Below are 22,257 nucleotides of genomic sequence, written 5' to 3'. Positions count from 1 at the left end.
ATTGAAGTTATGGCAAAATTACCCGTATCAGCAGATGAAATTATCAAGGTCTTCGGACCTCACAAACACTATCCCGAAAAAGGAGCTGTAAGAGTAAATATTCAGAATCCCGATGAAATTGTTAAAACCCACTGTTGTTTCTGTGGTTTACAATGCGGAATAAAACTAAAGAAAAAAAATAATAAAGTCGTTGGTTTTGAACCCTGGAAAGAATTTCCTTTCAACGAAGGAAGACTCTGTCCCAAAGGAGTACAGCGCTATATGCAGGATAATCACCCGGACAGGTTGCTTTCTCCTTACAAAAGAGTGGAAGGAAAAGGATTCGTTCCGATAGAATGGGACGAGGCCTATGATGCCGTGATCAAAGAAATAAGAAGAATTCAGGATACCTATGGGAAAAATGCATTTGCCATGCTGTCCGGAGTATCTCTCAGCAACGAAAAAAGTTATATGGTAGGAAAGTTTGCCCGTGTGGCTCTTAAAACTGCCAATCTGGATTATAACGGACGCTTATGTATGGTAAGCGCAGGTGCAGGAAACAAAAAGTCTTTTGGAATGGACCGTTCCAGCAACAGCTGGGCAGATCTTGCACATGCGGAAGTAATTATTGTTACGGGGGCCAACGTAAGCGAATGTTTTCCGGTTCTTACCTATAAAATCTGGGAGGCAAGAGATAACGGAGCCAAAGTAATTGTAATCGATCCGCGTGAGATTCCGCTGGCCCGTACAGCAGATCTTCACTTACCACTAAGACCCGGAACCGACTCGGCACTTACCAACACCATGTTGAAAGTAATGATTGATAACGACTGGCTGGATCATGATTTCATTGATAACCATACCTCCGGCTTTGAAGAAGCTGCAGAAGCTGTTAAAGAATGCACCCTCGAATGGGGTGAAAAAGTAACGGGTGTTCCTGCAGATCTTATCTATAAAGCAGCGGAAATGTGGGGTAAAGCAAAAACCAGCTTCCTGATGCATGCCAGAGGAATTGAGCATCATTCTAAAGGAGTTATGAATGTTTGCAGCTGTATTAACCTTGTGCTTGCAACAGGGAGAATAGGAAAACCTTATTGCGGCTACGGAACTATTACAGGACAGGGAAACGGACAGGGAGGAAGAGAACATGGACATAAATGTGACCAGCTTCCCGGAAACAGGGATATTGAAAACCCTGAACACAGAAAATTTGTAGCCGATGTATGGGGAATCAAAGAAGAAGATCTTCCCGGAAAAGGATTAAGTGCTTACGAAATCATTGAAGCCATCAACAGAGGGGAGATCAAAGGATTACTTTCCATATGCTTCAATCCGCTGGTATCGCTTCCGAACAACAATAATGTCCGTGAGGCACTGGAAAAACTGGAGTTTTATGCCGGCATTGATTTCTTCCTTTCAGAAACGCTCCGTCATGCCGATATTATTCTGGCAGGTTCACTTCAGGAAGAAGAAGAAGGAACCACTACATCAGCAGAGGGAAGGGTAATCCGTATTCATGCAGTGGTAGATCCTCCCGGAAAAGCAAAAAAAGACAGTGAAATTCTAATGGAGCTGGCAAGAAGATTAGGAGAAGGAGATAAATTCAATTATGCCAACAGTGAAGAAACCTTCAATGAACTGCGGGTGGCTTCCCGTGGAAGTGCAGCAGACTATTATGGAATTTCTTACGAAAGAATAGAGAAAAATCTGGGTGTTTTCTGGCCTTGTCCTTCCGAGGATCATCCCGGAACCCCGAGATTATGGGAAGATAAAAAATTCAATACTCCCGATAAGCGGGCTCATTTTAATCCGACTCCTTACAGGAATCCTATGGAAATGCCGGATGAAGAATATCCTGTCATATTAACAACAGGGCGGGTAGTAAGCCAGTATTTGAGTGGATCACAAACCAGAAGAATCGGAAAACTGGTGGATCTGTATCCGGAACCTTTATTGGAACTCCATCCGAAAATGGCTTCACAATACGGCATTCAACAAAATGATCTGGTTAAGGTTTCCACCAGGAGAGGAACCGGATTATTCCCGGCCAATATCGTGGAAACAATAAGGGAAGATACAGTATTCCTTCCTTATCACTGGGGTGGTGTCAACTCTGCAAATCAGCTTACTAATGATGCACTGGACCCCGTTTCCAAGATCCCGGAATTTAAAGCATGTGCCTGTAAGCTGGAAAATACAGGAAGACAGAAAAGTAAAGATTCTGCAGAATTAGCAATTCTAAGTAGAGATATACAGTATTAATTAAGAAGTTATGGCGGAACAATTTGAGAAATTTAATGATATGGAATTTTTCCTGGATATGCAGCGATGCATTGGCTGTCACTCATGTGAGATGGCCTGTGCGGAATGCGAGACCAATGGAGAAACTTCAATGATTCATATTCATTATGTGGACAGGGCAGAAACGATTCAGACAACGGTTCAGGTGTGTATGCACTGTGATGATCCCGTTTGTGCGAATGTTTGTCCTGCCGATGCCATCACCAAAGATGAATATGGAATAGTACATACAGCAGATACTTCCAAATGCATTGGCTGTGCAAACTGTGTGATGGGATGTCCTTTCGGTGTACCGCAAATTCCGGATCAGAGTGCCATGCTCATGATGAAATGCAATATGTGCTATGACAGAACGAGTATAGGCCTTAAGCCGATGTGTGCAACGGTATGCCCGAGTGGTGCCTTAACTTTTGATACCCGTGAAAATGTAGCGAAGAAAAGGCCTAACAGTACGCCAGTTAACCGTTTCATTTTCGGAAAAGAAGTAGTGAAAACCAAAGTAAATCTAATGATGCCTAAAGGCAGCGAAGAATTAAAAGTATTTTAAATTAATAATAATGTCAGACGATAATAATAAAATTCCCGCTTGGAAAGCCGATTTTCCCGTTAAAAAGAGAGAAGCAGCCTATGTATCCCGTAAAGAATTTATTAAGTTGATTACTTTCTTTTCAGGTACGCTGGCTCTGGCGAATATTGCCATTCCTGCTTTTAATTATGTAAAAAAGAAAGAAGAGATTAAAGAATACTTTGTAGGACTTACCACTGACCTTAAGATCGGAGGAATGAGAACGTTCTACATCAACGAAGATCACAGGACACCTTATATGCTGATCAGAATGGCAGAAAATAAATGGAAGGTTTTTGAACAGAAATGTACCCATCTTTCATGCTCTGTTCTTTATAACCATGATGAAAAAGTGATAGAATGCCCTTGTCACCACGGATTTTTTAATCCGGAAGACGGATCGGTTATTCAGGGACCGCCGCCAAGACCTCTTCCGCAGCTTGCAGTAGTGATCAAAGGAGATAAAATCTATGTGGAAGATTTTACCAAAGACAAAGAAGAAGAGCATCATAAAGCATAATCCATTAATTTATTTAAAATGTCAATAAGGAAAAAACCTATAAAAAAAGTAACCTTCCGGGTGAATGAAATGCTTGTGGCGATCATTAGTATCTATATACTTCTGGTAAGTATTCAGATGTGGCTCTTATTTGGAACCATTAATAAAGCCCTGGACAGTGAGCATCTGAATTTTGCCTTCTATTCCGGGGTGGCATCCGTAATTATTTTCCTATGTACCTTATTTTTCTTACGGTATATACCGGATATCCCAACCGGTAAAAAAACGAGTCAGAATGACGATGAAGAAGATAATGAATACTGATTTACTGGATTCTTTTAAAAGAAAACATGATTATTTAAGGCTTTCCATAACAGATAGCTGCAATTTCCGCTGTCTGTATTGCATGCCGGATGAACCCTTTAAAACCACACCGTCCATTGAGCTGATGAGCAGTGAGGAGATTTTTGAGATTTCCAAAACTTTCGTGGAAAAATTTAATATAAACAAAATCCGCATTACTGGGGGAGAACCTTTGGTAAGACACGATTTTGCACAGATTATTGAGCAGCTTTCAACCTTGGGCGTTAATATCGGGATTACAACCAATGGAGTATTGCTTCATAAGTACTTTGACCTGTTTCAGCAATATGGTATTAAAGATCTCAATATCAGTATCGATTCCCTGAACGCTGAGAAGTTTAAATATATTACCAAAAGAAACTTGTTCCAGACCGTATGGACCCATATCAAAGAAAGTATCAGAAGAGGTTTTAATGTAAAATTGAATATAGTGGTAATGAGGGGCTTTAATGAAGACGAAATAGCAGAATTTGTAGCCCTTTCTTACCATTATCCTATTGAGGTGAGATTTATTGAATTTATGCCGTTCACCGGCAATATCTGGGAAAAAGAAAAGGTGATTCCCGTTCGTGAAATGCTGGACCTTGTTTCTGATCACTTTACCTATGAAAAAGTTCAGGATGGAAAACATGATACTTCGAGTAAATATAAAGTAAAAGGTGACAGCAAAGGCCTGTTTGCTTTCATTTCTACCATGAGTAATGCTTTTTGTACAGGCTGTAACAGAATTCGGATAACCTCCGACGGGAAAATGAAGAACTGCCTTTTCGGGGCAGAGGAATTTGATGTATTACAACTTTACAGAAACGGGGAAAATATAGAAGAACTTATAAAAGAAGGGATCCTGAGAAAACATAAAGAAAAAGGCGGACAGTTTTCAACGCTGGAAACTACCGGCAATACCAAGATCACCAACAGAAGTATGATCAAAATAGGAGGATAATTTTTTTGCTCTCCGATAGGATAAAAAAAACATAACGGATAGATAAATCATTAATTCTAAGGCTATGAATCATTTTATACAAGTCACTGAAGCCCGACAGATAATTGAGAAAAATATTTTCAGAACAAAAAAGACAGAACTTCCTCTTCTGGAAACGCTGGGTTTTTATACCGCAGAAGCTGTGTATGCAACCATTGATGTCCCTTCTTTTGACAATTCGGCCATGGATGGTTATGGTTTTATATACGTGAATCCAAAGAATAAAGGCTGGAAAATAATAGGAGAAGTTTCGGCGGGGCATTCTGCTCATGCTTTGAAAGTTGGGGAAGGAGAAGCTGTAAGGATTTTTACCGGAGCACCGATTCCTGGAGGAGTAGATACGGTCATCATGCAGGAAAAAGTGGAAGTAAGCGGAGGTTTCGTTTCCTTTGATTATTCAGCAGTGAATAAAGGAGATAACATACGGCACCGGGGTTCTCAAACGGAAAAGGGAGAATTGATACTACCGGAAAATACATTCATCAGCCATTCGGTAATAGGATTTTTAGCAGGATTTGGAATAGAAAAAATTACGGTTTTTGAACCCGTTAAAATCGGTCTTCTTTATACAGGAAACGAATTGGTTGAAGTAGGACAGCCTTTAACCGACGGCAAAATTTACAATTCCAATGCATATACCCTTCAGGCTGCCTTAGCCGAGATAAACCAGCGTTTTTCCCTCGTAAAGCACGTGGAAGATACGGCCGAATCTACCTTTACGGCCATAGAAGATGCTTTGGGGCAGGTAGACGTTCTTCTTATTACAGGCGGAATATCCGTAGGGGATTATGATTATGTAAAGCCCTCTTTGGAAAAGCTGGGAGTGGAAGAATTATTTTATAAAATAAAGCAGAAACCCGGTAAACCTTTGTTTTTTGGAAAGTTAAAACAAAAATATGTATTTGCCTTACCCGGTAACCCCGCTTCGGTTTTCTCCTGCTATCACCAGTATGTAAAACCTTTTGTTTTAGGTTGCTTCGGAAGAGAGGATTTTTATAAAGATGAGGACTGGGCGGTGATGGAAACCACGGAAAAGAAAAAGAATAAGCAGCTGACTTTATTTCTAAAGGCAAGGTACTCCCATGGAAAAGTCCGTGTTCTCAATGGTCAGGAATCCTACAAAATGAACTCTGCTGCACAGGCCAACTGCCTGATGGAATTTCCTGACGGAATAGAAGAGATAAAAGCCGGTGAAAAAGTGAAGATATGGAAAATCTGAAAATCAAAGGACGCATATGGATCGAAACGGATTCAGGACTGAAGATCGGAAAAGGAAGAGCCCTGCTTTTAGAGCAGATTGACAGGCTGGGATCTATTTCAGAAGCATCAAAATATCTGGAAATTCCATACAGAAGAGCATGGGGAATTGTAAAAGATATCAATACCAATTCCACCAGAGAAGTTGTAGTAAAAGTAGCTGGCGGTAAATCAGGGGGTGAAAGTAAGCTTACTGATTATGGGAAAAAGATCGTGGAAAAGTTCAAAGCTACACAAGAATGTTTCAACAAATTTTCACAGAATGAAAGCAATAGTTTTAGCGGGTGGGAATAGCTCCAGAATGGGCCGGAATAAAGCCTTGATGAAGCTTGGAGATCAACTTGTCATACAGCACGTCATCAATAATCTGTCTCAGGTGTTTAAAGAAATTTATATCTCAGGAAGTTCTCTTCAATATCCGTTTTTTGAAAACACGATTGAAGATTCCGTTCAGGGAAAAGGTCCGGTTGGCGGAATTTATTCCGCATTGGAATTTTGCAGGGAGGATATTTTTGTATGTCCCTGCGATATGCCCTTTATTTCTGCGGATCTCATTAAAGATACCCTTCAGGAAAAGGAGAAAGACAGAATAACGGTCTTGCAATACGGTGATAAAATTTATCCTACGCTGGGAGTCTATCCGTTTTCCGTAGCGGAAGAGCTAAAGAAATCCATAGAGAAAGGACATCTTAAGATGACTCAGCTGCTGGAGATGCAAAATGCAAAATACATCACATATAAAGACAATCTAAAAATCCAGCTTATGAACCTCAATACCCCGGAGAGTTTTCAGGAAGCTGAAAAATACATTAATCAAAAATAGGTGAAATGAAAAGGAATTATGCTATAATCGGTACCCTGCTGTTTTCATTCACCGCATTTTCTCAACAGCAACAAGACTCACTGGAAAAATATTATGAGATCCAGGAAGTTCATATTTTAGGAAAAGATAAAAATGATGGCCCTATCAATAAGATTAATGCAGGTGAGATCAGAGATTTTAATAAAACAAATGTAGTGGATGCAGTGAATCTTCTCCCCGGAGTAAGTATTGCCCAGGTGGGGGAAAGAAATGAAGGGAGCATTTTAGTAAGAGGATTCAGTTCCTTACGAACACCCGTATTTTATGATGGTATACCGATCTATATTCCTTATGACGGAAATTTTGATTTAAGCCGTTTTATGACTTTTGATGTAAACAGCATTTCTGTGGAAAAGGGCCTGGTTTCCGTAAAATACGGAGCCAATACTTTGGGAGGAGCCGTGAATATTGTGTCCAGGAAACCGGTGAAAGAACTTGATATCGACGGGCAATCCGGAATAGGTTTTGCCGATGGAGCAGGTGTTAATTCTTACTTTACAGGATTGAATATAGGGACCCGCCAGAAAAAATATTATGTAATGGGTTCCGCCTCATTCATTAAAACCGATAACTTCATTCTGTCCCGGAAATTTGTTCCGACAGAGCTTCAGCCCTCTTTAAAAAGAGAAAACTCAGAATCAATAGATGTGAAATTAAGCGCCAAAGTAGGATATACCCCAAACCAAACCGATGAATATTCTTTCAGCATCCTTTCACAGAATGCCGATAAAAATGTTTCCCCAAATGTTTATAAAACCGGAAACAGCAACTGGAGGGATTATCCTATTTATGATAAAACCAGCATGTACGTGAAAACCCGCACACAGGTGGCCTCCAAAACCTTTTTAAATTTTACCGGTTATTACGATACCTATTACAACAAAATGAAACAGTATGATGACGGTACCTTTACTTTGCTTAATAAAAACTCATCTTTTTCCAGTGTTTATAATGACTATTCCTTAGGAGGAATTCTAAGCTTAACCACTGAAGCCGTTAAAAATAACGTGATCACTTTACTGGTGAATGAAAAATATGATTCCCATAAAGAGCATAATGAAGCAATAAGTGCCGATGCTTCCATAGGGCAGAATGACAGGCGGGGGGAACCCATTCAGAGGTTTAAAGACAATATGTTTTTTATCGGGTTTGAAGATGTAATCACATTCAATTCATTTTTGAAAGCAGTGGTGGGAGCTTCCTATAATTTCAGAAATAATATCAAAGCCCAGGAATACGGAACCCACTATATTACAGGAGAAAGCAATGTTTTGTTTGACTATCCGAAAGGCTCTGATAAAGCCTTCGATTACAAAGGAGGAATTATTCTGGAGCCGGCCCGCAACCATGTCATCACTTTGTCATTGTCTAAAAGATCCAGATTTGCCTCTCAGAAGGAAAGATATTCCAGCCGTTTCGGAAGCCAGGTACCCAATCCTGATCTGAAATCCGAGTATGCGATGGTGTATGATATTACCTATTCCGGAAAAGCAGGAACCCAATTCCATTATGAGGTGTCGGGATTTATCAATGATCTGAGAGATGCCATTTTTGTAAGAACGGTAGGAACAATGGAAAACGGAGATCCCATGAACCAGAATGTCAATATCGGGAAAGCGGTATTCAGAGGATATGAATTGGCTTTCGGCTATGCACCCGTTAAAAATATCATGTTGGGGGCCAATTACAGCTATATCGACATGAAAGACAAAACAAAGGACAGCAAAGAAAAATTTGTGAACGTACCCAATCATAAGTTAATGGCTTATACCAAATGGGAAGTTCCCTCATTGCGATCCGCTTTAAACGTAAATATGGAGTTTTACAGCAAAAGGTATATAACGAGTACAGGAGATCAGGCACCGGAATTTACCTTATTGAATGCCAAATTATCAGTAAATGTCCTCAAAGGAGTCAACTTCGATTTTGGCGTGAGAAACCTGTTTGACAGGAATTATTATCTGGCCTATGGTTATCCGAAAGAAGGAAGATCTTTCATCACCGGATTTTCATATCATTTTTAAAAATAATTAAATACCGAAGCAATGAAAATTAAAATTTTTGGAAAGCTGACCGATACATTCGGAGTTACGGAATACAGTATGGCTGAAGAAATAAAAGATACACAGGAACTAAAATCAAAACTTGAAGAATCCTTTCCTCACCTGAAAACCATGACTTACTTTCTGGTAGTAAACGGAAAAAAACAGGATCAGAATATACCTCTTCCCGAAAATGCAGAAATCGCATTGTTGCCGCCTTATTCAGGAGGTTAAAAAAATAAAAAAATGGATTTAAACAGATATAGCAGACAAATTATCCTGCCGGATTTTGGAATTTCCGCTCAGGAAAGGCTGGGATCATCCTCCGTTTTAATTATAGGGGCGGGCGGTCTGGGTTGTCCGGTTTTACAGCTGTTGGCAGCATCAGGAATAGGAAAGATGGGAATTGTTGATTTTGATGCTGTGGAACTTCATAATCTCCACCGCCAGTTTTTATTTGAAGAAGGAGATGTGGGAGAACCGAAAGTTTTTGCAGCAGAAAAACATCTTAAGAAGATGAATTCTCAATCGGAGATCAGAACTTTTTACCAAAGAATCGATGCTAGAAATGCAATAGAATTAATCGAAAATTATAATGTGGTGGTAGACTGTACGGATAATTTTTCGACGCGGTATATCCTTAATGATGTCTGCTATATTTTGAATAAACCTTTGGTGTACGGCTCTATTTTCCGGTATGAAGGTCAGGTGGCGGTTTTTAATGTATTGAAGGACGATATGATAACCAGTTACAGGGATCTTTTTCCTGTGCCTCCTCAGCCAGACGAAATTCCCAGTTGCAATGAAGCCGGTGTTTTACCTACGTTATCATCCATGATCGGGACTATGCAGGCTAATGAAGTCATTAAATTATTGACCGGTTCAGAAGATGTCTTGGTTCATAAGCTTTTGGTGTTTAACAGCAAAAATTACCAAAGTATGATCATAGACTTTAAAGAAAATAAAGACAAAGTATGTCCTGAAACCTGGGAGGAATTTCAAAACTTCGATTATGGAGAATCATGCAGTACGGATCTTCCCAAAGAAATAATATCATCCGGGGAACTGGAAGATTTTTTAAAAATGGAAAATTCCGTTTTAATAGATGTCCGGGAAGAAGATGAACTTCCTGAGCTTACCCTTTTCAAGGCAGTTAAAATACCTCTGGGAACTTTAAAAGAGAATAGAGAATCATTAAAAGCCTATAACGGGATCTGCTTTATCTGTGCATCAGGAATACGAAGTAAAAAAGCATTGGAAATAGCCCGGTCTTATTTTCCGGAAAAAAATATCACCCATTATTCACCAGGAGTAAAATCAATTGTAAGATGAGTAAAATCAAAAATATATTTGTAAAAGGACCTATCAGTCCGGCATTTGTAGCTGAAAGTATCAGCAGACATACGGTAAAGACACAGATAGGAGGACACAGCATTTTTCTCGGTCAGGTCCGGGAAGATGAGCTGGAAGGGAAAAAAGTACAGGCCATAGAGTTTACCGCATACGAAGAAATGGCACTGGAAAAAGCGGCGGAGATCAGAGAAGAAATTATCCTTAAATATGGCTTATCCTGTGCCCATATTTACCATTCACTGGGATTGATCAACAAAGGAGAGATCTGTTTTTTTGTATTTACATCAGCTCCTCACCGTAAAGAAGCCATCCAGGCATGTGATGAAATGGTAGACAGGATTAAAAAAGAAACCTCCATCTGGGGAAAAGAAATTTTTGAAGACGAAACTTATTCATGGAAAGAAAATAAATAAGCTATGGTAAATATTACACACAAATCCAATACACTAAGAAAAGCACTGGCAGAAGCCATTGTATCGGTAAGCTCACATGAGACCATTAATGCTATTCTCAATAATGAAGTACCCAAAGGTAACGTCTTTGAAATGGCAAAGACAGCCGGATTATTTGCCGCTAAAAAGACCAGTGATATGATCCCGGACTGCCATCCGCTTCCTGTAGAATATACCTCCATCCGATATGAGGTCAGGGATCTGGATATTTATATAACCTCAGAAATACACACTATTTATAAAACAGGAGTAGAAGTGGAAGCTATGCATGCGGCATCCGTAGTGGCATTAACGATGTATGACATGCTTAAGCCGATTGATAAAAATATTGAGATCCGAAATATACGGTTAATTGAAAAACGGGGAGGGAAAACCGATAATAAAGACTCGGGAGAAGGAATTCAGGCTTCGGTAATCGTTTGTTCAGATAGTATTTCTGCCGGACATAAAGAAGATAAAGCCGGCAAAGCAATTATTACAGGATTGCAGAAACACTCGGTGAATATTAATGATTATATAATAATTCCGGATGAGATCACAGAAATACAGCACAAAATAAAAGAATATGTGCAATCGGGAATATCACTGATCATGATTACAGGAGGAACAGGGCTTTCCAAAAGAGATGTCACTCCCGAAGCGGTACGGCCCTTACTGGACCGGGAGATTCCGGGAATTGCGGAAACAATCAGGAACTACGGACAGCAGCGTACACCATATTCCATGCTTTCCAGAAGTCTTGCAGGGATGATCGGAGATACGCTGGTAATAGCTTTGCCAGGTTCTACAAAAGGGGCGGAAGAGTCCGTAGATGCTATATTTCCGGCCGTGCTTCATATCTATAAAATGCTGAAAGGAGGGAAGCATTAGCGGACATGATAATTATCAATAACAATAAAGGATATTTTTATCTTTTATTGAAAAAAGTATCATTATATTTACATATATAAAAATATAAAACAGGATGAAGAAGATAATGAAGAATAACGATTTCGACGGTAGTCTAAAGTCAGGAAAAGGTAGCCATGATCTCATATCTACAACAAATTCAAAAATATAAATGGGAGAAAAATTTCGGAAAAATGGGGAAAATATATCCTTATTAAGTTCGGAACTGATCTGCTAAAAAATAATACATAAAATATTACAGGTATTAAAAATTAAATTAGGAAGAAAATCTTCTTGATGCATTTCGCCTGTGTAATATTGAAACACCTCAACGATAAGGGATAAACGATGAGAAACTAAAAAAACTTATATAAAAAACCGTTATGAAAAGAACATTCTTTATCACTGCTGTTTTGTGTGTCTTCATTGGCTTGAACTCATGCAAACAAGACCCTTCAAATTCTGTTGGAAATACAGAGGACACCGAAAAGATAAAACTGGATGGAACTACCGAAGAACAAAAGCTGCTGGCACCTCCCAACGTTCCGTCACCTGTAGGTGACCGTGCGGCCAAAAAAGTAATCGTAAAGCTGGAAACCATTGAAAAAGTCGGGGAGCTGGCGGACGGAACACAATATAATTTCTGGACATTCAACGGAACTGTGCCCGGAAGTTTTATCCGTGCAAGAGTCGGGGATGAAATTGAACTCCATCTTAAAAATAATGAAAACAGTGTTTTCCCTCATAATATAGATCTTCATTCCGTAAATGGACCCGGTGGAGGAGCTCAGGCAACTTTCGTAGCACCAGGGAAAGAAGCCGTATTTACTTTTAAAGCACTTAATCCCGGATTATATGTTTACCATTGTGCTACGGCACCTGTAGGAATGCACATTGCGAACGGTATGTACGGTCTTATCCTAATAGAACCGGCAGGAGGGCTTCCAAAAGTAGACAGGGAATATTACATTATGCAGGGGGACTTCTATACCAAAGGTAAATTCGGGGAGAAAGGACTCCAGGAATTTGATATGGATAAAGCAATTGCTGAACATGCCGAATATGTAGTATTTAACGGAAATACAGGCTCTTTATTAGGAAATAATGAATTACAGGCTAAAACAGGCGAGACGGTAAGATTTTTTGTTGGAAACGGAGGACCCAACCTTACTTCTTCCTTCCACGTTATCGGAGAAATCTTTGACCGTGTATATATAGAAGGAGGAAATAAGATCAATGAAAATGTACAAACCACGCTTGTTCCTCCGGGTGGAGCTGCCATTGTAGAATTTAAAGCTACCGTACCGGGAGAATACGTTATTGTTGATCACGCTATTTTTCGCGCCTTTAATAAAGGAGCTTTAGGAAAAATTAAAGTAACCGGAGCAGACAATCCTACCGTATTTAGGAAAAATCCATAATAACTTCAAGGTTAATTGAGGATTCAATTGAAAAAATGATGAGAGTTTTCATAGCAATATTAAATTTTATTTTAGGGGTAATGCAGGTATCCTGTTCCGATCATTCCACTGCTGTCCGGTCGCAGGCTGAAACGGAAACCATTCTTAAAAGTATATCAAGCTCAAAAAAGATGGTAGAAATAGAAGGTGGCACCTATACGGCATTCATAGGAAAAGATTCGGGAAGGGTGGTCCGGGTAAAAAGTTTTTATCTTGACGACAGTCCTGTTACAAATGCAGAATACCTCACATTTCTGAAAGCGAATCCTCAATGGACCAGAAGTAAAGTCATACGTTTATATGCCGACAGCATGTATCTCCATCGCTGGAAAGGTGATTTTGAAATCCCCGAAGGAGCAAATCCTGATGCACCGGTGACCAATGTTTCCTGGTTTGCAGCAGAAGCTTATTCCAAAAGTGTAGGAAAAAGACTTCCCACTATAGATGAATGGGAATACGTGGGACTGGCCGATCAAAAAAATAAAAATGCTTCTGAAGACCCGGAATTTACTGAATTTATACTGAGGTCCTATCAGAAAAAAGATAAAAACAAGCAACCGGTAAAACAGGAAGCTCCCAATTATTACGGGGTGTATGATATGTACGGACTTGTATGGGAATGGACCTATGATTTCAATTCGGTGATGATGAGCGGGGAATCGCGTAACGACAATGCCACTAATGAATCCTTGTTTTGCGCAGGAGCTGCCGTAACATCAGCAGATCTGAGGAACTATGCTGCATTTGTAAGGTATGCGTTGAGAGGAAGCGTAAAAGCCGATTACTGTCTCAATAACCTTGGGTTCCGATGTGCAAAAAATAATTAAAAAACTTCCAATGAAAAAACTCATTTATTTACTTTTAGCTTTGACAGTAATATCCTGTCATAAAAAAAATGAAGAAATAAGCCCGGATTCCATTTATAATGTCAAAACCCAATGGGAACAGCAGGATGGTAAAAAGATTACATTTTCTGATCTTAAAGGAAAAGTGCTGGTAACTGCTATGATCTTTACTTCATGTACCACAGCTTGTCCCCGGTTAACGGCTGAAATGAAAAATATCTCCCGGCAGGTAGGTGAAGTGGACCCCGATGATATTCAGTATATCCTGATCACCATTGATCCCGAAAACGATACGCCGGAAGTAATGAAGAAATACCTTTCCAATTTTAAGCTGAATGGAAAAGAATGGTTGTTTTTGCGGGCAAATGAAGAAGATGTAAGATCATTGGCTAATGTAATGGCTGTCAAATACAAACAGATTTCTCCTGTGGAATTTTCACATTCCAATATTATCAGTGTTTATTCAAAAGAAGGAAAGCTGGCTTTTCAGAAAGAAGGTTTAAATGTAGAAATAAACGAAACGGTAAACGCCGTTAAAAAACAATTAAAATTTTAAAAATAGAAAGTATATGAAAAAAATTGTATTGACAACTGCTTTGTTGTCTGTTGTATTAACTGCCTGCTCAGGTAAAAAAGAAGCCGAGGCTGTTTCTGCGGCTGCGGAAACCAATATAATGCTTGAAGAACCTAAGCCGGTAGACTCGTCAGCCATTGCTTCTGCGGCTGCAAGTCCTGAAGAAGAAGGATTAAAGCTGATAGAAGGAACAGACTGCCTGGCCTGCCATAAAGTAGATGAAAGACTGGTGGGACCTTCATATCAGGAAGTAGCAGATAAATATACGGATGCCGATGCCGATCTCCTCGCCCAGAAAATTATAGAAGGAGGACAGGGAGTTTGGGGAGAAGTTCCTATGGCACCTCATACAGGTATGAGTAAAGACAATGCAAAGCTTATGGTGAAGTATATTCTCTCACTGAAAAAGGGTTAAAAAAAAATTTAAAATAATAAAAGACAAAAAGGTATTAAATTATGAACACGAAAACAGATTTTATCGGAGACATTGTAGCTAAAGATTTCAGAACAGCTGCCATATTTAAAAATCATGGAATTGATTTCTGCTGTAAAGGCGGAAGAACCATAGAAGAAGCGTGCAGTACAAAAAAACTGGATGCGGAACAAATCTACAAAGAGATCGAGAACTTACCGAAAAACGGAGGTGACTCCATAGATTTTAACAGCTGGCCGTTAGATTTATTATCGGACTATGTCGAAAAAACACATCATCGTTACATAGAAGAGAAAACACCGGTTATAAAAGCATTTTTGGACAAGCTTTGCAAAGTACACGGAGAAAGGCATCCGGAACTATTTGAGATCAGGGATTTATTTTTTGCTTCCGCACAGGATTTAGGTGCCCATTTGAAAAAAGAAGAGCTCATCCTGTTTCCTTTCATTAAAAATATGATAAAAGCGCAAATAGACGGGAGCGACTTATTAAGACCTGGCTTCGGAACCGTAGAAAATCCGGTGAATATGATGAAGCATGAACATACGGTGGAAGGGGAAAGACTCAGAAAAATAGGAGAACTGACCAATGAATATACTCCTCCTGCAGATGCATGTAATACTTACCGTGTAACATTTGCGATGCTTGAGGAATTTGAAAATGACCTTCACAAACATATCCACCTGGAAAATAATATACTCTTTCCCAAATCAATTAAGCTGGAAAAAGAATTTGCAGTAGAATCCTGATTTTTTTTGAATTAAATACTTAAGAAATATGACCCCAAAAAAATTATGGATTTGGCTTGGAGTAATAGTTGTTAGCTCTTTTGCGGTACTTATTTTCTATGGTGTGGAAATTTACCGCAAAATACCTCCGGTTCCGGATAAAGTAATTACTACAGAAGGAAAGATAGTGGCTACCGGCCAGGATATAAAAGACGGCCAGAATGTATGGCAGTCTATCGGCGGGCAGACCGTAGGAAGTATCTGGGGACACGGAGCTTATATCGCTCCCGACTGGAGTGCCGATTATCTCCATCGTGAATCATTGCTGCTTTTAGATAAACTGGCAGAAAAAGACGGAAAGATTTATAAAGAATTATCCGATGATGAACAGGCAAAATACCAGGTGTTATTGAAAAAAGAACTTCGCGAAAATACACTGGATCAGGCTGCACATACCATCGTCATCTCTCCTGAAAGAGCTGAGGTTCAGGAAGAGCTTGCTGCCTATTATGCTAAAATATTCATGAACGACCCTGAAGTGGATCAGCTTAGAGATCATTATGCCATTCCGAAGAATACAGTGAAAACTGCGGATAGAATGGCTAAAATGAATGCATTTATCTCATGGACCGCCTGGGTTTGTATAACCGACCGTCCCGGAGATGATGTCTCTTATACCAATAACTGGCCTTATGATGAAATGATCGGAAATATTCCTCCTCCTTCATTGCTGGTCTGGTCAGTTTTTAGTGTTCTGGTACTGTTGGCTGGTGTAGGCTTACTCGTATTTTATCATGCAAAAAATAAAGAAGAGGAAATCAGTGAAAAGCTTCCCATAGAAGATCCGTTACGGAATATGAAGCCGACACCTTCCATGAAGGCCACTTTAAAATATATATGGGTGGTAGCCTTGCTGATTTTGGTTCAGATGCTCGCAGGAGTGATCACGGCCCACTATGGAGTGGAGGGAAGTGCATTTTACGGATTTCCTTTAGATCAGTTTCTGCCTCAGTCCATTTCCAGAAGCTGGCATGTTCAGCTCGCTATTTTCTGGATTGCTACTTCCTGGCTGGCAACAGGGCTGTACATTGCACCCGCAGTTTCAGGCTATGAGCCTCCCTATCAGAAGTTAGGAGTCAATATACTATTTGTAGCCTTGCTTATCGTTGTTTTTGGATCATTAGCAGGTCAGTGGCTTGGAGTGATGCAGAAACTGGGATATGTAGATAATTTCCTTTGGGGACATTCAGGATATGAATATGTAGAGCTTGGAAGAGTCTGGCAGATTTTACTTCTGGTGGGCCTGGTACTTTGGCTGGTCCTCATGATCAGAGCATTACTTCCCGCATTGAAAAGAAAAGACGGAGACCGTCATTTGCTTATATTATTTACACTGTCGTCAGTAGCTATTGCCTTATTCTACGCGGCAGGACTGATGTATGGAAGGCAGACCCATATGGCTATTGCAGAATACTGGAGGTGGTGGGTGGTCCATCTGTGGGTGGAAGGATTCTTTGAAGTCTTTGCTACCGTAGTGGCTGCATTCTTATTTACCCGTCTGGGATTATTAAGATTAAAATCTGCTGTCACTGCCGTACTTTTTTCCACTATTGTTTTCCTTGCCGGAGGAATATTAGGAACATTCCACCATTTATATTTCAGTGCCACGCCCACAGCAGTACTGGCTTTGGGAGCCACATTCAGTGCTATGGAAATTGTACCGTTGGTTCTTATCGGGTTTGAATCCTATCAGAATTATCAGCTGAGTAAATCCACCAAATGGATCCAGGCATATAAATGGCCAATTTACTGTTTTATTGCGATGTCATTCTGGAATTTCCTCGGAGCAGGGATATTCGGATTTGCCATTAATCCTCCTATTGCCCTCTATTATATTCAGGGGTTAAACACCACTGCTGTTCACGGACATGCCGCATTATTCGGAGTATACGGGATCTTAGGAATAGGACTGATGATGTTTGTTTTGCGCGGTTTATATCCGGACAGGCAATGGAATGATAAACTGATAGGCTGGGCTTTCTGGCTGATCAATATCGGGCTGCTGGTGATGGTAACCATCAGTTTGCTTCCCATAGGGATCATGCAGTCGGTAGCTTCCATTAAAGAAGGCTATTGGTATGCACGTTCTGCCGAATTTATGCAGACAGATATCATGCATACATTGCGCTGGCTTCGGGTACCCGGAGATATTTTACTTGCAGTGGGGGAACTCCTGTTGGTCATCTTCATTATCGGTCTCAAAACAGGCTGGTCTTTAAAAGAAAAACGCTAATCTAATATTTGTTTCAGAACTGCCATAGCTTTTGCTGTGGTGGTTCTTTTTTTGTAAATTTATAAGATAAGATAAAGATCACCGTATCTCTTTGAGAAGGGGATTTTAAATACTTATTATAACATACCCTGGGATTGAAAAGAATATAATGAAACCGAAAAATAAATATAATGAGTGAAACAATTCAATCAAAATTAGGTGAATACCTGTATCTAGCAATGGGTGACTGTGCAGGACAAAAAGTAGTAATGGGAATAGGGTACACCTATGAATATGCAGACAAAAAAGCCAGGCAGTTTGAAGAAGCAAGCAAAGGGCTCGTGAAATACCTGGATATTTCGGTTATCAAAACAGGAGATAAGGTAAAATGCCGTACCCTGAAAAGAATAGGATAATCGTGTATTCTTCATTATCTTTGATCAATCATTTACAAACTTTATAACACAAAACCCTGACAAAAATTATGGGTGTAAAATCCATTTTTAAAATAAAATTCCTGATCACCATATCGCTGTTACTCCTGTTGCTGACGGGGTGCAAAAAATCCGGAAGGGAAGCATCGGGTAATCCTGCTGTAAAACCCCAACTTTCTGTTGCGGCTGCGGCTAACCTGAGGGATGTCCTTGAAGAGCTGAAAAAGAAATACATCAGTGAATATCCAGGGAAAAAGATTGAAATCACTTTCGGCTCATCAGGAATGCTGGTACAGCAGATATTGAATGGAGCTCCTTTCGATTTGTTTTTATCAGCAGATACGAAATTTCCGGAGAAACTTCAACAAGCTGGAAAAACACTTGGTACCCCTGAAATCTATGCATATGGAAAACTTGCCTTATGGAGTACAAGGCAGGATGTATCTAAAGGATTGACAGTACTTCTGGATCCTCGAATAAAAAAAATTGCAATAGCTAATCCTGAACTGGCTCCTTATGGAAAAAGTGCGGTGGAAGCCCTGGAAAAATCAGGCCTGTATGATAAAGTGAACCATAAAATAGTCTGGGCGGAAAACATCAATCAGGCAGCTCAGTTCGCTTCCTCGGGAAATGCTGATACAGGTTTTATTGCATTATCCAACGCTTTAAATAAAGAAATGAAAAAAAGAGGTAAATATTATGAATTACCGGAGAATATAAGCCCACCCATTGCCCAGAGCGCAATCATAATAAAAGGAAAAAATGAAGACGAAGCTAAAGAATTTATGGAATTTATCAGAAGTCCGAAAGCCGGGGCCATATGGAAAAGTTACGGATATAAAACGGCAGCTGAACATTAAATAAACCACTATGCTCGATCAGGACTTTGTATATACTTTATTATTAACCGGCAAACTGGCACTTATTACTACCATGATTTTGATCGTAATTGGTGTTCCGGTAGCTTACTGGCTTGCCTATTCAGGATGCAAACTTAAAGTAATAGTGGAAGCCCTGATCTCTATGCCGATTGTTTTACCACCGACCGTAATGGGGTATTACCTCCTGGTATTGTTCAGTCCGGAGAACGGATTGGGAAAATTATTCCAGGACGTTTTTGATGCCCGGCTGGCTTTTTCATTCAAAGGAATAGTCATCGCGAGTGTAATCGCTAATTTGCCCTTTATGATTCAGCCCCTGCACAACGGTTTTTTATCCCTATCCGACGAATTGAGACAGGCATCCTACACGATGGGAAAGTCGAAGATAACAACTCTTTTTAAAGTCCTTCTTCCCAATATCAAACCTTCGATTATTACAGGAATCGCACTCACTTTTGCCCACTGTATCGGGGAATTCGGGATTGTGATAATGGTGGGAGGAAATATACCTAAAGAAACAAGAATCGCTTCCGTCGCTATTTACGATCAGGTTCAGGCGTTAAATTTTGAGGCAGCCAATCAGTATGCCTTTGTATTGTTTATCCTGTCTTTTTTAATATTGCTTGTCATTTTTAGTGTCAACCGGAAATTTAAGGTTAAATATTTTTAAATATGGAAATTCAAATCAGGCATCAGATCTTTTCATCAGCCGGAAATTCGGTTCTGCAGGTACAGGGGTATTTCCGGAAGGGGAGTATGGTGAATATATCAGGAAAGTCCGGCGCCGGGAAAACAACCTTTCTTAAAATTGTAGCAGGACTTGTAAAACCGGATGAGGCTAAAATATTATTTGAAGATAGGGTTTTTGTGGACACTGTAAATAAAGTTTTCCTTCCTCCCCAAAAAAGGAATACGGCCATGATGTTTCAGCAGTATGTGCTTTTTCCCCATATGAATGTAAAACAGAATATTTTATATGCACAGAAAGAGAAGAATGAGGAAATGGTCGATGAGCTGCTGGAGAATTTTGGACTGGAGAAATTTTCGGGTATTCTTCCTCAAAAATTATCAGGAGGACAGCAGCAGAGGGTAGCCCTGGCGAGAGCGTTGGCACAGGAAGCCGATATCCTTCTGTTGGATGAGCCCCTTTCTGCCGTAGATGAAGAAATGGCGGAAAAAATGAAAAACATGATCCTTTCATTTCAGAAAAAGAATAATTCCACCGTTTTTGTAGTGACCCATAATGAAACTGATTTTAAGGAATATAGTGATTATCAGTTAATAGTGGAATAAAATTTTGATTACAATAAGAAATAGTATTTGATATGAAATATTTTAAATACTGGTTGTCTCTATGCCTGTTCAATTTTTTCCTGGTGGCTTTGCTCGGAACTATGATGAGGTATAATATTGCTTTTTCATTACCGGGGTTTAATCATAAATTTATGCAGGAATCCCATTCGCATTTTGCATTTTATGGATGGGCAAGTGCCTGTATCTATCTTTTTGTTACGAACTATTTGGTCCGAAAATCTCCCCAGATAAATATTCGGAAATACCAGTGGATGATGATCTTCAATCAGGCAGGCTCCTATGGAATGCTGTTTTCTTTTTTGTATGGAGGATATTACTGGCTCTCCATAGCTTTTTCATCTGTGGCTTTGTTTTCCGGGTTCTTCTATTTCATTTTTTTATTGCTGGACACTCAAAAAAATAAAGATTCCGGTATTGTCTGGCTGAAAGCAGGAGCTTTTTTCGCGACACTCTCATCATTGGGAATTTTTGGACTTGCTTACCTGTCTGCTACAAAGACGGTCATGGATGAGATACACCGGGCTTCCATTTATTTATATCTTCATTTTCAGTACAATGGCTTTTTCTTTTTTTCCTGCATAGGATTATTATTACTTTATCTGGAAAAACACGGTATTAAAGAATATGAAAAAGTATTAAAAAGATCTTTCTATCTACTGTTTTACGGTACTTTTTTCGGATATGGGCTGTCTCTTCTCTGGATGTCCATGCCCGGATGGTTGTATGGATTTTTTATATTAGTTGCCGTAGTCCAGTTAACAGGTGCCTGCAAGCTCTGGCTAGTGCTGAAAAAGTACTGGACTGCTTTGACTCAAAAAGAGGGAACAATCCGGAACATCCTTTTAAGCATTGCGATTTTTGCTTTATTAAGTAAATTTTTATTTCAGTTTTTATCGGTAATTCCCCAGGTAGGAATATATGCCTTCCATACACTGAATATTGTCATTGCTTATCTGCACTGGGTTTTGCTTGTAGGAATCAGTATGTTCCTGATCTGGATGATCTTCAGGGCAAGGATTTTCCGGATAACGAATGCTTTAAAGCTATTCCTCAGCCTAATGCTGGCGGGAATACTCCTGAATGAACTGATCTTAGGTATTTCCGGATTGTTTTCGGTATACATGATCCCGTTTCGGGCAAGTTCTTCATTGCTGTTAGGTGCTTCTTTTCTGATCATGCTGTCGGTTTTGGGAATACTTTTTTCCTTAAGACCGGAAGAAAATAGCCTTAAATGATCACGCTGCCAAAATCTTTAAGGTCTTTAATTTTATATTCAAACATAACAAGAACCTTAGCCTTTATCTCTGCCGCGATATGATGAATAGGACAGGGATTAACACCCGTACACTTCTGTAAACCCAAAAGACAGGCAGTAAGAAAATCCTTATCTTCAAAATGATCAAAAATATCTTTTATCGTAAGCGTTTCAAACTGTTCCTCACTCAGGTAAAACCCTCCGCCGCGTCCTTTTACAGACGAGATAAGACCATTCCGGGTAAGCTCCTGGAGTATTTTAGAGGTGAAAGGAGCAGGGGTCCCAATTTGTTTGGAAATTTCATTAATACCAATCTTTCTCTTTTCCAAAGCAAGGATCATACAGGCTTTGATGGCATATTGACATGTTTGTGAAAAAATGAGCATACTTATATCAGATTCAAAAATAAAAATGCAAAAGCAATTTTCACAAAGTTAAGCATTTATAAATACCTAGCTGAGAAAACTGCTTTCGCTTAATGAATTGATTAAAAAAATGATATAAGTTGAAACCCTTTA

25 protein-coding genes are annotated in these 22,257 nt (G+C 39.6%); 24 read left to right on the top strand and 1 reads right to left on the bottom strand.

Going from position 1 to position 22,257, the window contains the following annotated elements:
- Positions 1-9 precede the first annotated feature (9 nt).
- From ABJ974_RS09465 to ABJ974_RS09350, 24 genes are all read left to right on the top strand, one after another.
- A complete protein-coding gene (locus ABJ974_RS09465; RefSeq protein WP_419868003.1) occupies positions 10-2,241 on the top strand; it encodes a molybdopterin oxidoreductase family protein in 2,232 nt (743 codons plus the stop codon).
- 10 nt (positions 2,242-2,251) lie between these two features.
- Positions 2,252-2,827, top strand: coding sequence for a 4Fe-4S dicluster domain-containing protein (locus tag ABJ974_RS09460; protein ID WP_419868002.1), 576 nt, complete (start codon positions 2,252-2,254; stop codon positions 2,825-2,827).
- A gap of 10 nt (positions 2,828-2,837) precedes the next feature.
- Positions 2,838-3,365, top strand: a complete 528-nt coding sequence (locus ABJ974_RS09455; RefSeq protein ID WP_419868001.1) for a QcrA and Rieske domain-containing protein — start codon at positions 2,838-2,840, stop codon at positions 3,363-3,365.
- Positions 3,366-3,383: 18 nt separating this feature from the next.
- Entirely contained in the window at positions 3,384-3,668 is a 285-nt protein-coding gene (locus ABJ974_RS09450) for a DUF6755 family protein (RefSeq protein WP_419868000.1), read from the top strand.
- Positions 3,646-4,650 (top strand): GTP 3',8-cyclase MoaA, encoded by a 1,005-nt coding sequence (gene moaA, locus ABJ974_RS09445; RefSeq protein ID WP_419867999.1) that lies wholly within the window; start codon positions 3,646-3,648, stop codon positions 4,648-4,650. The genes ABJ974_RS09450 and moaA overlap by 23 nt, the downstream gene beginning before the upstream one ends.
- 64 nt (positions 4,651-4,714) lie before the next feature.
- Entirely contained in the window at positions 4,715-5,908 is a 1,194-nt protein-coding gene (locus tag ABJ974_RS09440; protein ID WP_419867998.1) for a molybdopterin molybdotransferase MoeA, read from the top strand.
- Positions 5,896-6,240, top strand: a complete 345-nt coding sequence (locus ABJ974_RS09435; RefSeq protein ID WP_419867997.1) for a winged helix-turn-helix domain-containing protein — start codon at positions 5,896-5,898, stop codon at positions 6,238-6,240. Before ABJ974_RS09440 ends, ABJ974_RS09435 begins: the two co-directional genes overlap by 13 nt.
- Positions 6,209-6,769: a molybdenum cofactor guanylyltransferase gene (gene mobA, locus ABJ974_RS09430; RefSeq protein ID WP_419867996.1), complete on the top strand. Its 561-nt coding sequence runs from the start codon at positions 6,209-6,211 to the stop codon at positions 6,767-6,769. Before ABJ974_RS09435 ends, mobA begins: the two co-directional genes overlap by 32 nt.
- A gap of 5 nt (positions 6,770-6,774) precedes the next feature.
- Positions 6,775-8,832, top strand: a complete 2,058-nt coding sequence (locus ABJ974_RS09425; protein WP_419867995.1) for a TonB-dependent receptor plug domain-containing protein — start codon at positions 6,775-6,777, stop codon at positions 8,830-8,832.
- Positions 8,833-8,853: 21 nt separating this feature from the next.
- Positions 8,854-9,084, top strand: coding sequence for a MoaD/ThiS family protein (locus ABJ974_RS09420; protein WP_419867994.1), 231 nt, complete (start codon positions 8,854-8,856; stop codon positions 9,082-9,084).
- 12 nt (positions 9,085-9,096) lie between these two features.
- Positions 9,097-10,182 (top strand): ThiF family adenylyltransferase, encoded by a 1,086-nt coding sequence (locus ABJ974_RS09415; RefSeq protein WP_419867993.1) that lies wholly within the window; start codon positions 9,097-9,099, stop codon positions 10,180-10,182.
- Complete coding sequence (locus ABJ974_RS09410) at positions 10,179-10,616, top strand: molybdenum cofactor biosynthesis protein MoaE (RefSeq protein ID WP_419867992.1); 438 nt, start codon at positions 10,179-10,181, stop codon at positions 10,614-10,616. The genes ABJ974_RS09415 and ABJ974_RS09410 overlap by 4 nt, the downstream gene beginning before the upstream one ends.
- Before the next feature lie 3 nt (positions 10,617-10,619).
- Positions 10,620-11,525, top strand: a complete 906-nt coding sequence (moaCB, locus tag ABJ974_RS09405) for a bifunctional molybdenum cofactor biosynthesis protein MoaC/MoaB (protein ID WP_419867991.1) — start codon at positions 10,620-10,622, stop codon at positions 11,523-11,525.
- Positions 11,526-11,926: 401 nt separating this feature from the next.
- The gene (gene nirK, locus ABJ974_RS09400; protein WP_419867990.1) at positions 11,927-12,964 is read left to right on the top strand and encodes a copper-containing nitrite reductase; all 1,038 of its coding nucleotides are present in this window, start codon (positions 11,927-11,929) and stop codon (positions 12,962-12,964) included.
- A gap of 35 nt (positions 12,965-12,999) precedes the next feature.
- Entirely contained in the window at positions 13,000-13,830 is an 831-nt protein-coding gene (locus ABJ974_RS09395) for a formylglycine-generating enzyme family protein (protein WP_419867989.1), read from the top strand.
- Between the two features lie 10 nt (positions 13,831-13,840).
- Positions 13,841-14,404: an SCO family protein gene (locus ABJ974_RS09390; protein WP_419867988.1), complete on the top strand. Its 564-nt coding sequence runs from the start codon at positions 13,841-13,843 to the stop codon at positions 14,402-14,404.
- Between the two features lie 13 nt (positions 14,405-14,417).
- A complete protein-coding gene (locus ABJ974_RS09385) occupies positions 14,418-14,837 on the top strand; it encodes a c-type cytochrome (RefSeq protein WP_419867987.1) in 420 nt (139 codons plus the stop codon).
- A gap of 41 nt (positions 14,838-14,878) precedes the next feature.
- On the top strand, positions 14,879-15,604 hold the full coding sequence (gene ric, locus ABJ974_RS09380) for an iron-sulfur cluster repair di-iron protein (RefSeq protein ID WP_419867986.1): 726 nt from the start codon (positions 14,879-14,881) through the stop codon (positions 15,602-15,604).
- A 28-nt stretch (positions 15,605-15,632) separates the two neighbouring features.
- Positions 15,633-17,876: a nitric-oxide reductase large subunit gene (locus ABJ974_RS09375; protein WP_419867985.1), complete on the top strand. Its 2,244-nt coding sequence runs from the start codon at positions 15,633-15,635 to the stop codon at positions 17,874-17,876.
- 170 nt (positions 17,877-18,046) lie between these two features.
- Positions 18,047-18,271, top strand: a complete 225-nt coding sequence (locus ABJ974_RS09370) for a hypothetical protein (protein ID WP_419867984.1) — start codon at positions 18,047-18,049, stop codon at positions 18,269-18,271.
- Between the two features lie 68 nt (positions 18,272-18,339).
- Positions 18,340-19,149 carry a molybdate ABC transporter substrate-binding protein gene (gene modA / locus ABJ974_RS09365; RefSeq protein WP_419867983.1) on the top strand — a complete coding sequence of 270 codons (810 nt, stop codon included), beginning with the start codon at positions 18,340-18,342 and terminating at the stop codon, positions 19,147-19,149.
- A gap of 10 nt (positions 19,150-19,159) precedes the next feature.
- Positions 19,160-19,840: a molybdate ABC transporter permease subunit gene (modB, locus tag ABJ974_RS09360; protein ID WP_419867982.1), complete on the top strand. Its 681-nt coding sequence runs from the start codon at positions 19,160-19,162 to the stop codon at positions 19,838-19,840.
- Between the two features lie 2 nt (positions 19,841-19,842).
- Positions 19,843-20,463 carry an ATP-binding cassette domain-containing protein gene (locus tag ABJ974_RS09355; RefSeq protein WP_419867981.1) on the top strand — a complete coding sequence of 207 codons (621 nt, stop codon included), beginning with the start codon at positions 19,843-19,845 and terminating at the stop codon, positions 20,461-20,463.
- A gap of 32 nt (positions 20,464-20,495) precedes the next feature.
- Complete coding sequence (locus tag ABJ974_RS09350) at positions 20,496-21,719, top strand: hypothetical protein (RefSeq protein WP_419867980.1); 1,224 nt, start codon at positions 20,496-20,498, stop codon at positions 21,717-21,719.
- On the opposite strand, the gene ABJ974_RS09345 is transcribed toward ABJ974_RS09350, so the two are convergent.
- A complete protein-coding gene (locus ABJ974_RS09345; RefSeq protein WP_419867979.1) occupies positions 21,712-22,125 on the bottom strand; it encodes an RrF2 family transcriptional regulator in 414 nt (137 codons plus the stop codon). The genes ABJ974_RS09350 and ABJ974_RS09345 overlap by 8 nt on opposite strands.
- Positions 22,126-22,257 lie beyond the last annotated feature (132 nt).

Source organism: Chryseobacterium sp. CT-SW4 (genome assembly GCF_048572715.1).
In the GTDB taxonomy this organism is placed as follows: domain Bacteria; phylum Bacteroidota; class Bacteroidia; order Flavobacteriales; family Weeksellaceae; genus Chryseobacterium.
This window is presented reverse-complemented; position numbering and strand designations above follow the sequence as displayed.

Bases quoted from the DNA above. Each gene is read 5' to 3' on its own strand.
- ABJ974_RS09465 (WP_419868003.1), top strand. From the start codon at position 10: ATGGCAAAATTACCCGTATCAGCAGATGAAATTATCAAGGTCTTCGGA.
- ABJ974_RS09460 (WP_419868002.1), top strand. From the start codon at position 2,252: ATGGCGGAACAATTTGAGAAATTTAATGATATGGAATTTTTCCTGGAT.
- ABJ974_RS09455 (WP_419868001.1), top strand. From the start codon at position 2,838: ATGTCAGACGATAATAATAAAATTCCCGCTTGGAAAGCCGATTTTCCC.
- ABJ974_RS09450 (WP_419868000.1), top strand. From the start codon at position 3,384: ATGTCAATAAGGAAAAAACCTATAAAAAAAGTAACCTTCCGGGTGAAT.
- moaA (WP_419867999.1), top strand. From the start codon at position 3,646: ATGAAGAAGATAATGAATACTGATTTACTGGATTCTTTTAAAAGAAAA.
- ABJ974_RS09440 (WP_419867998.1), top strand. From the start codon at position 4,715: ATGAATCATTTTATACAAGTCACTGAAGCCCGACAGATAATTGAGAAA.
- ABJ974_RS09435 (WP_419867997.1), top strand. From the start codon at position 5,896: ATGGAAAATCTGAAAATCAAAGGACGCATATGGATCGAAACGGATTCA.
- mobA (WP_419867996.1), top strand. From the start codon at position 6,209: ATGAAAGCAATAGTTTTAGCGGGTGGGAATAGCTCCAGAATGGGCCGG.
- ABJ974_RS09425 (WP_419867995.1), top strand. From the start codon at position 6,775: ATGAAAAGGAATTATGCTATAATCGGTACCCTGCTGTTTTCATTCACC.
- ABJ974_RS09420 (WP_419867994.1), top strand. From the start codon at position 8,854: ATGAAAATTAAAATTTTTGGAAAGCTGACCGATACATTCGGAGTTACG.
- ABJ974_RS09415 (WP_419867993.1), top strand. From the start codon at position 9,097: ATGGATTTAAACAGATATAGCAGACAAATTATCCTGCCGGATTTTGGA.
- ABJ974_RS09410 (WP_419867992.1), top strand. From the start codon at position 10,179: ATGAGTAAAATCAAAAATATATTTGTAAAAGGACCTATCAGTCCGGCA.
- moaCB (WP_419867991.1), top strand. From the start codon at position 10,620: ATGGTAAATATTACACACAAATCCAATACACTAAGAAAAGCACTGGCA.
- nirK (WP_419867990.1), top strand. From the start codon at position 11,927: ATGAAAAGAACATTCTTTATCACTGCTGTTTTGTGTGTCTTCATTGGC.
- ABJ974_RS09395 (WP_419867989.1), top strand. From the start codon at position 13,000: ATGATGAGAGTTTTCATAGCAATATTAAATTTTATTTTAGGGGTAATG.
- ABJ974_RS09390 (WP_419867988.1), top strand. From the start codon at position 13,841: ATGAAAAAACTCATTTATTTACTTTTAGCTTTGACAGTAATATCCTGT.
- ABJ974_RS09385 (WP_419867987.1), top strand. From the start codon at position 14,418: ATGAAAAAAATTGTATTGACAACTGCTTTGTTGTCTGTTGTATTAACT.
- ric (WP_419867986.1), top strand. From the start codon at position 14,879: ATGAACACGAAAACAGATTTTATCGGAGACATTGTAGCTAAAGATTTC.
- ABJ974_RS09375 (WP_419867985.1), top strand. From the start codon at position 15,633: ATGACCCCAAAAAAATTATGGATTTGGCTTGGAGTAATAGTTGTTAGC.
- ABJ974_RS09370 (WP_419867984.1), top strand. From the start codon at position 18,047: ATGAGTGAAACAATTCAATCAAAATTAGGTGAATACCTGTATCTAGCA.
- modA (WP_419867983.1), top strand. From the start codon at position 18,340: ATGGGTGTAAAATCCATTTTTAAAATAAAATTCCTGATCACCATATCG.
- modB (WP_419867982.1), top strand. From the start codon at position 19,160: ATGCTCGATCAGGACTTTGTATATACTTTATTATTAACCGGCAAACTG.
- ABJ974_RS09355 (WP_419867981.1), top strand. From the start codon at position 19,843: ATGGAAATTCAAATCAGGCATCAGATCTTTTCATCAGCCGGAAATTCG.
- ABJ974_RS09350 (WP_419867980.1), top strand. From the start codon at position 20,496: ATGAAATATTTTAAATACTGGTTGTCTCTATGCCTGTTCAATTTTTTC.
- ABJ974_RS09345 (WP_419867979.1), bottom strand. From the start codon at position 22,125: ATGCTCATTTTTTCACAAACATGTCAATATGCCATCAAAGCCTGTATG.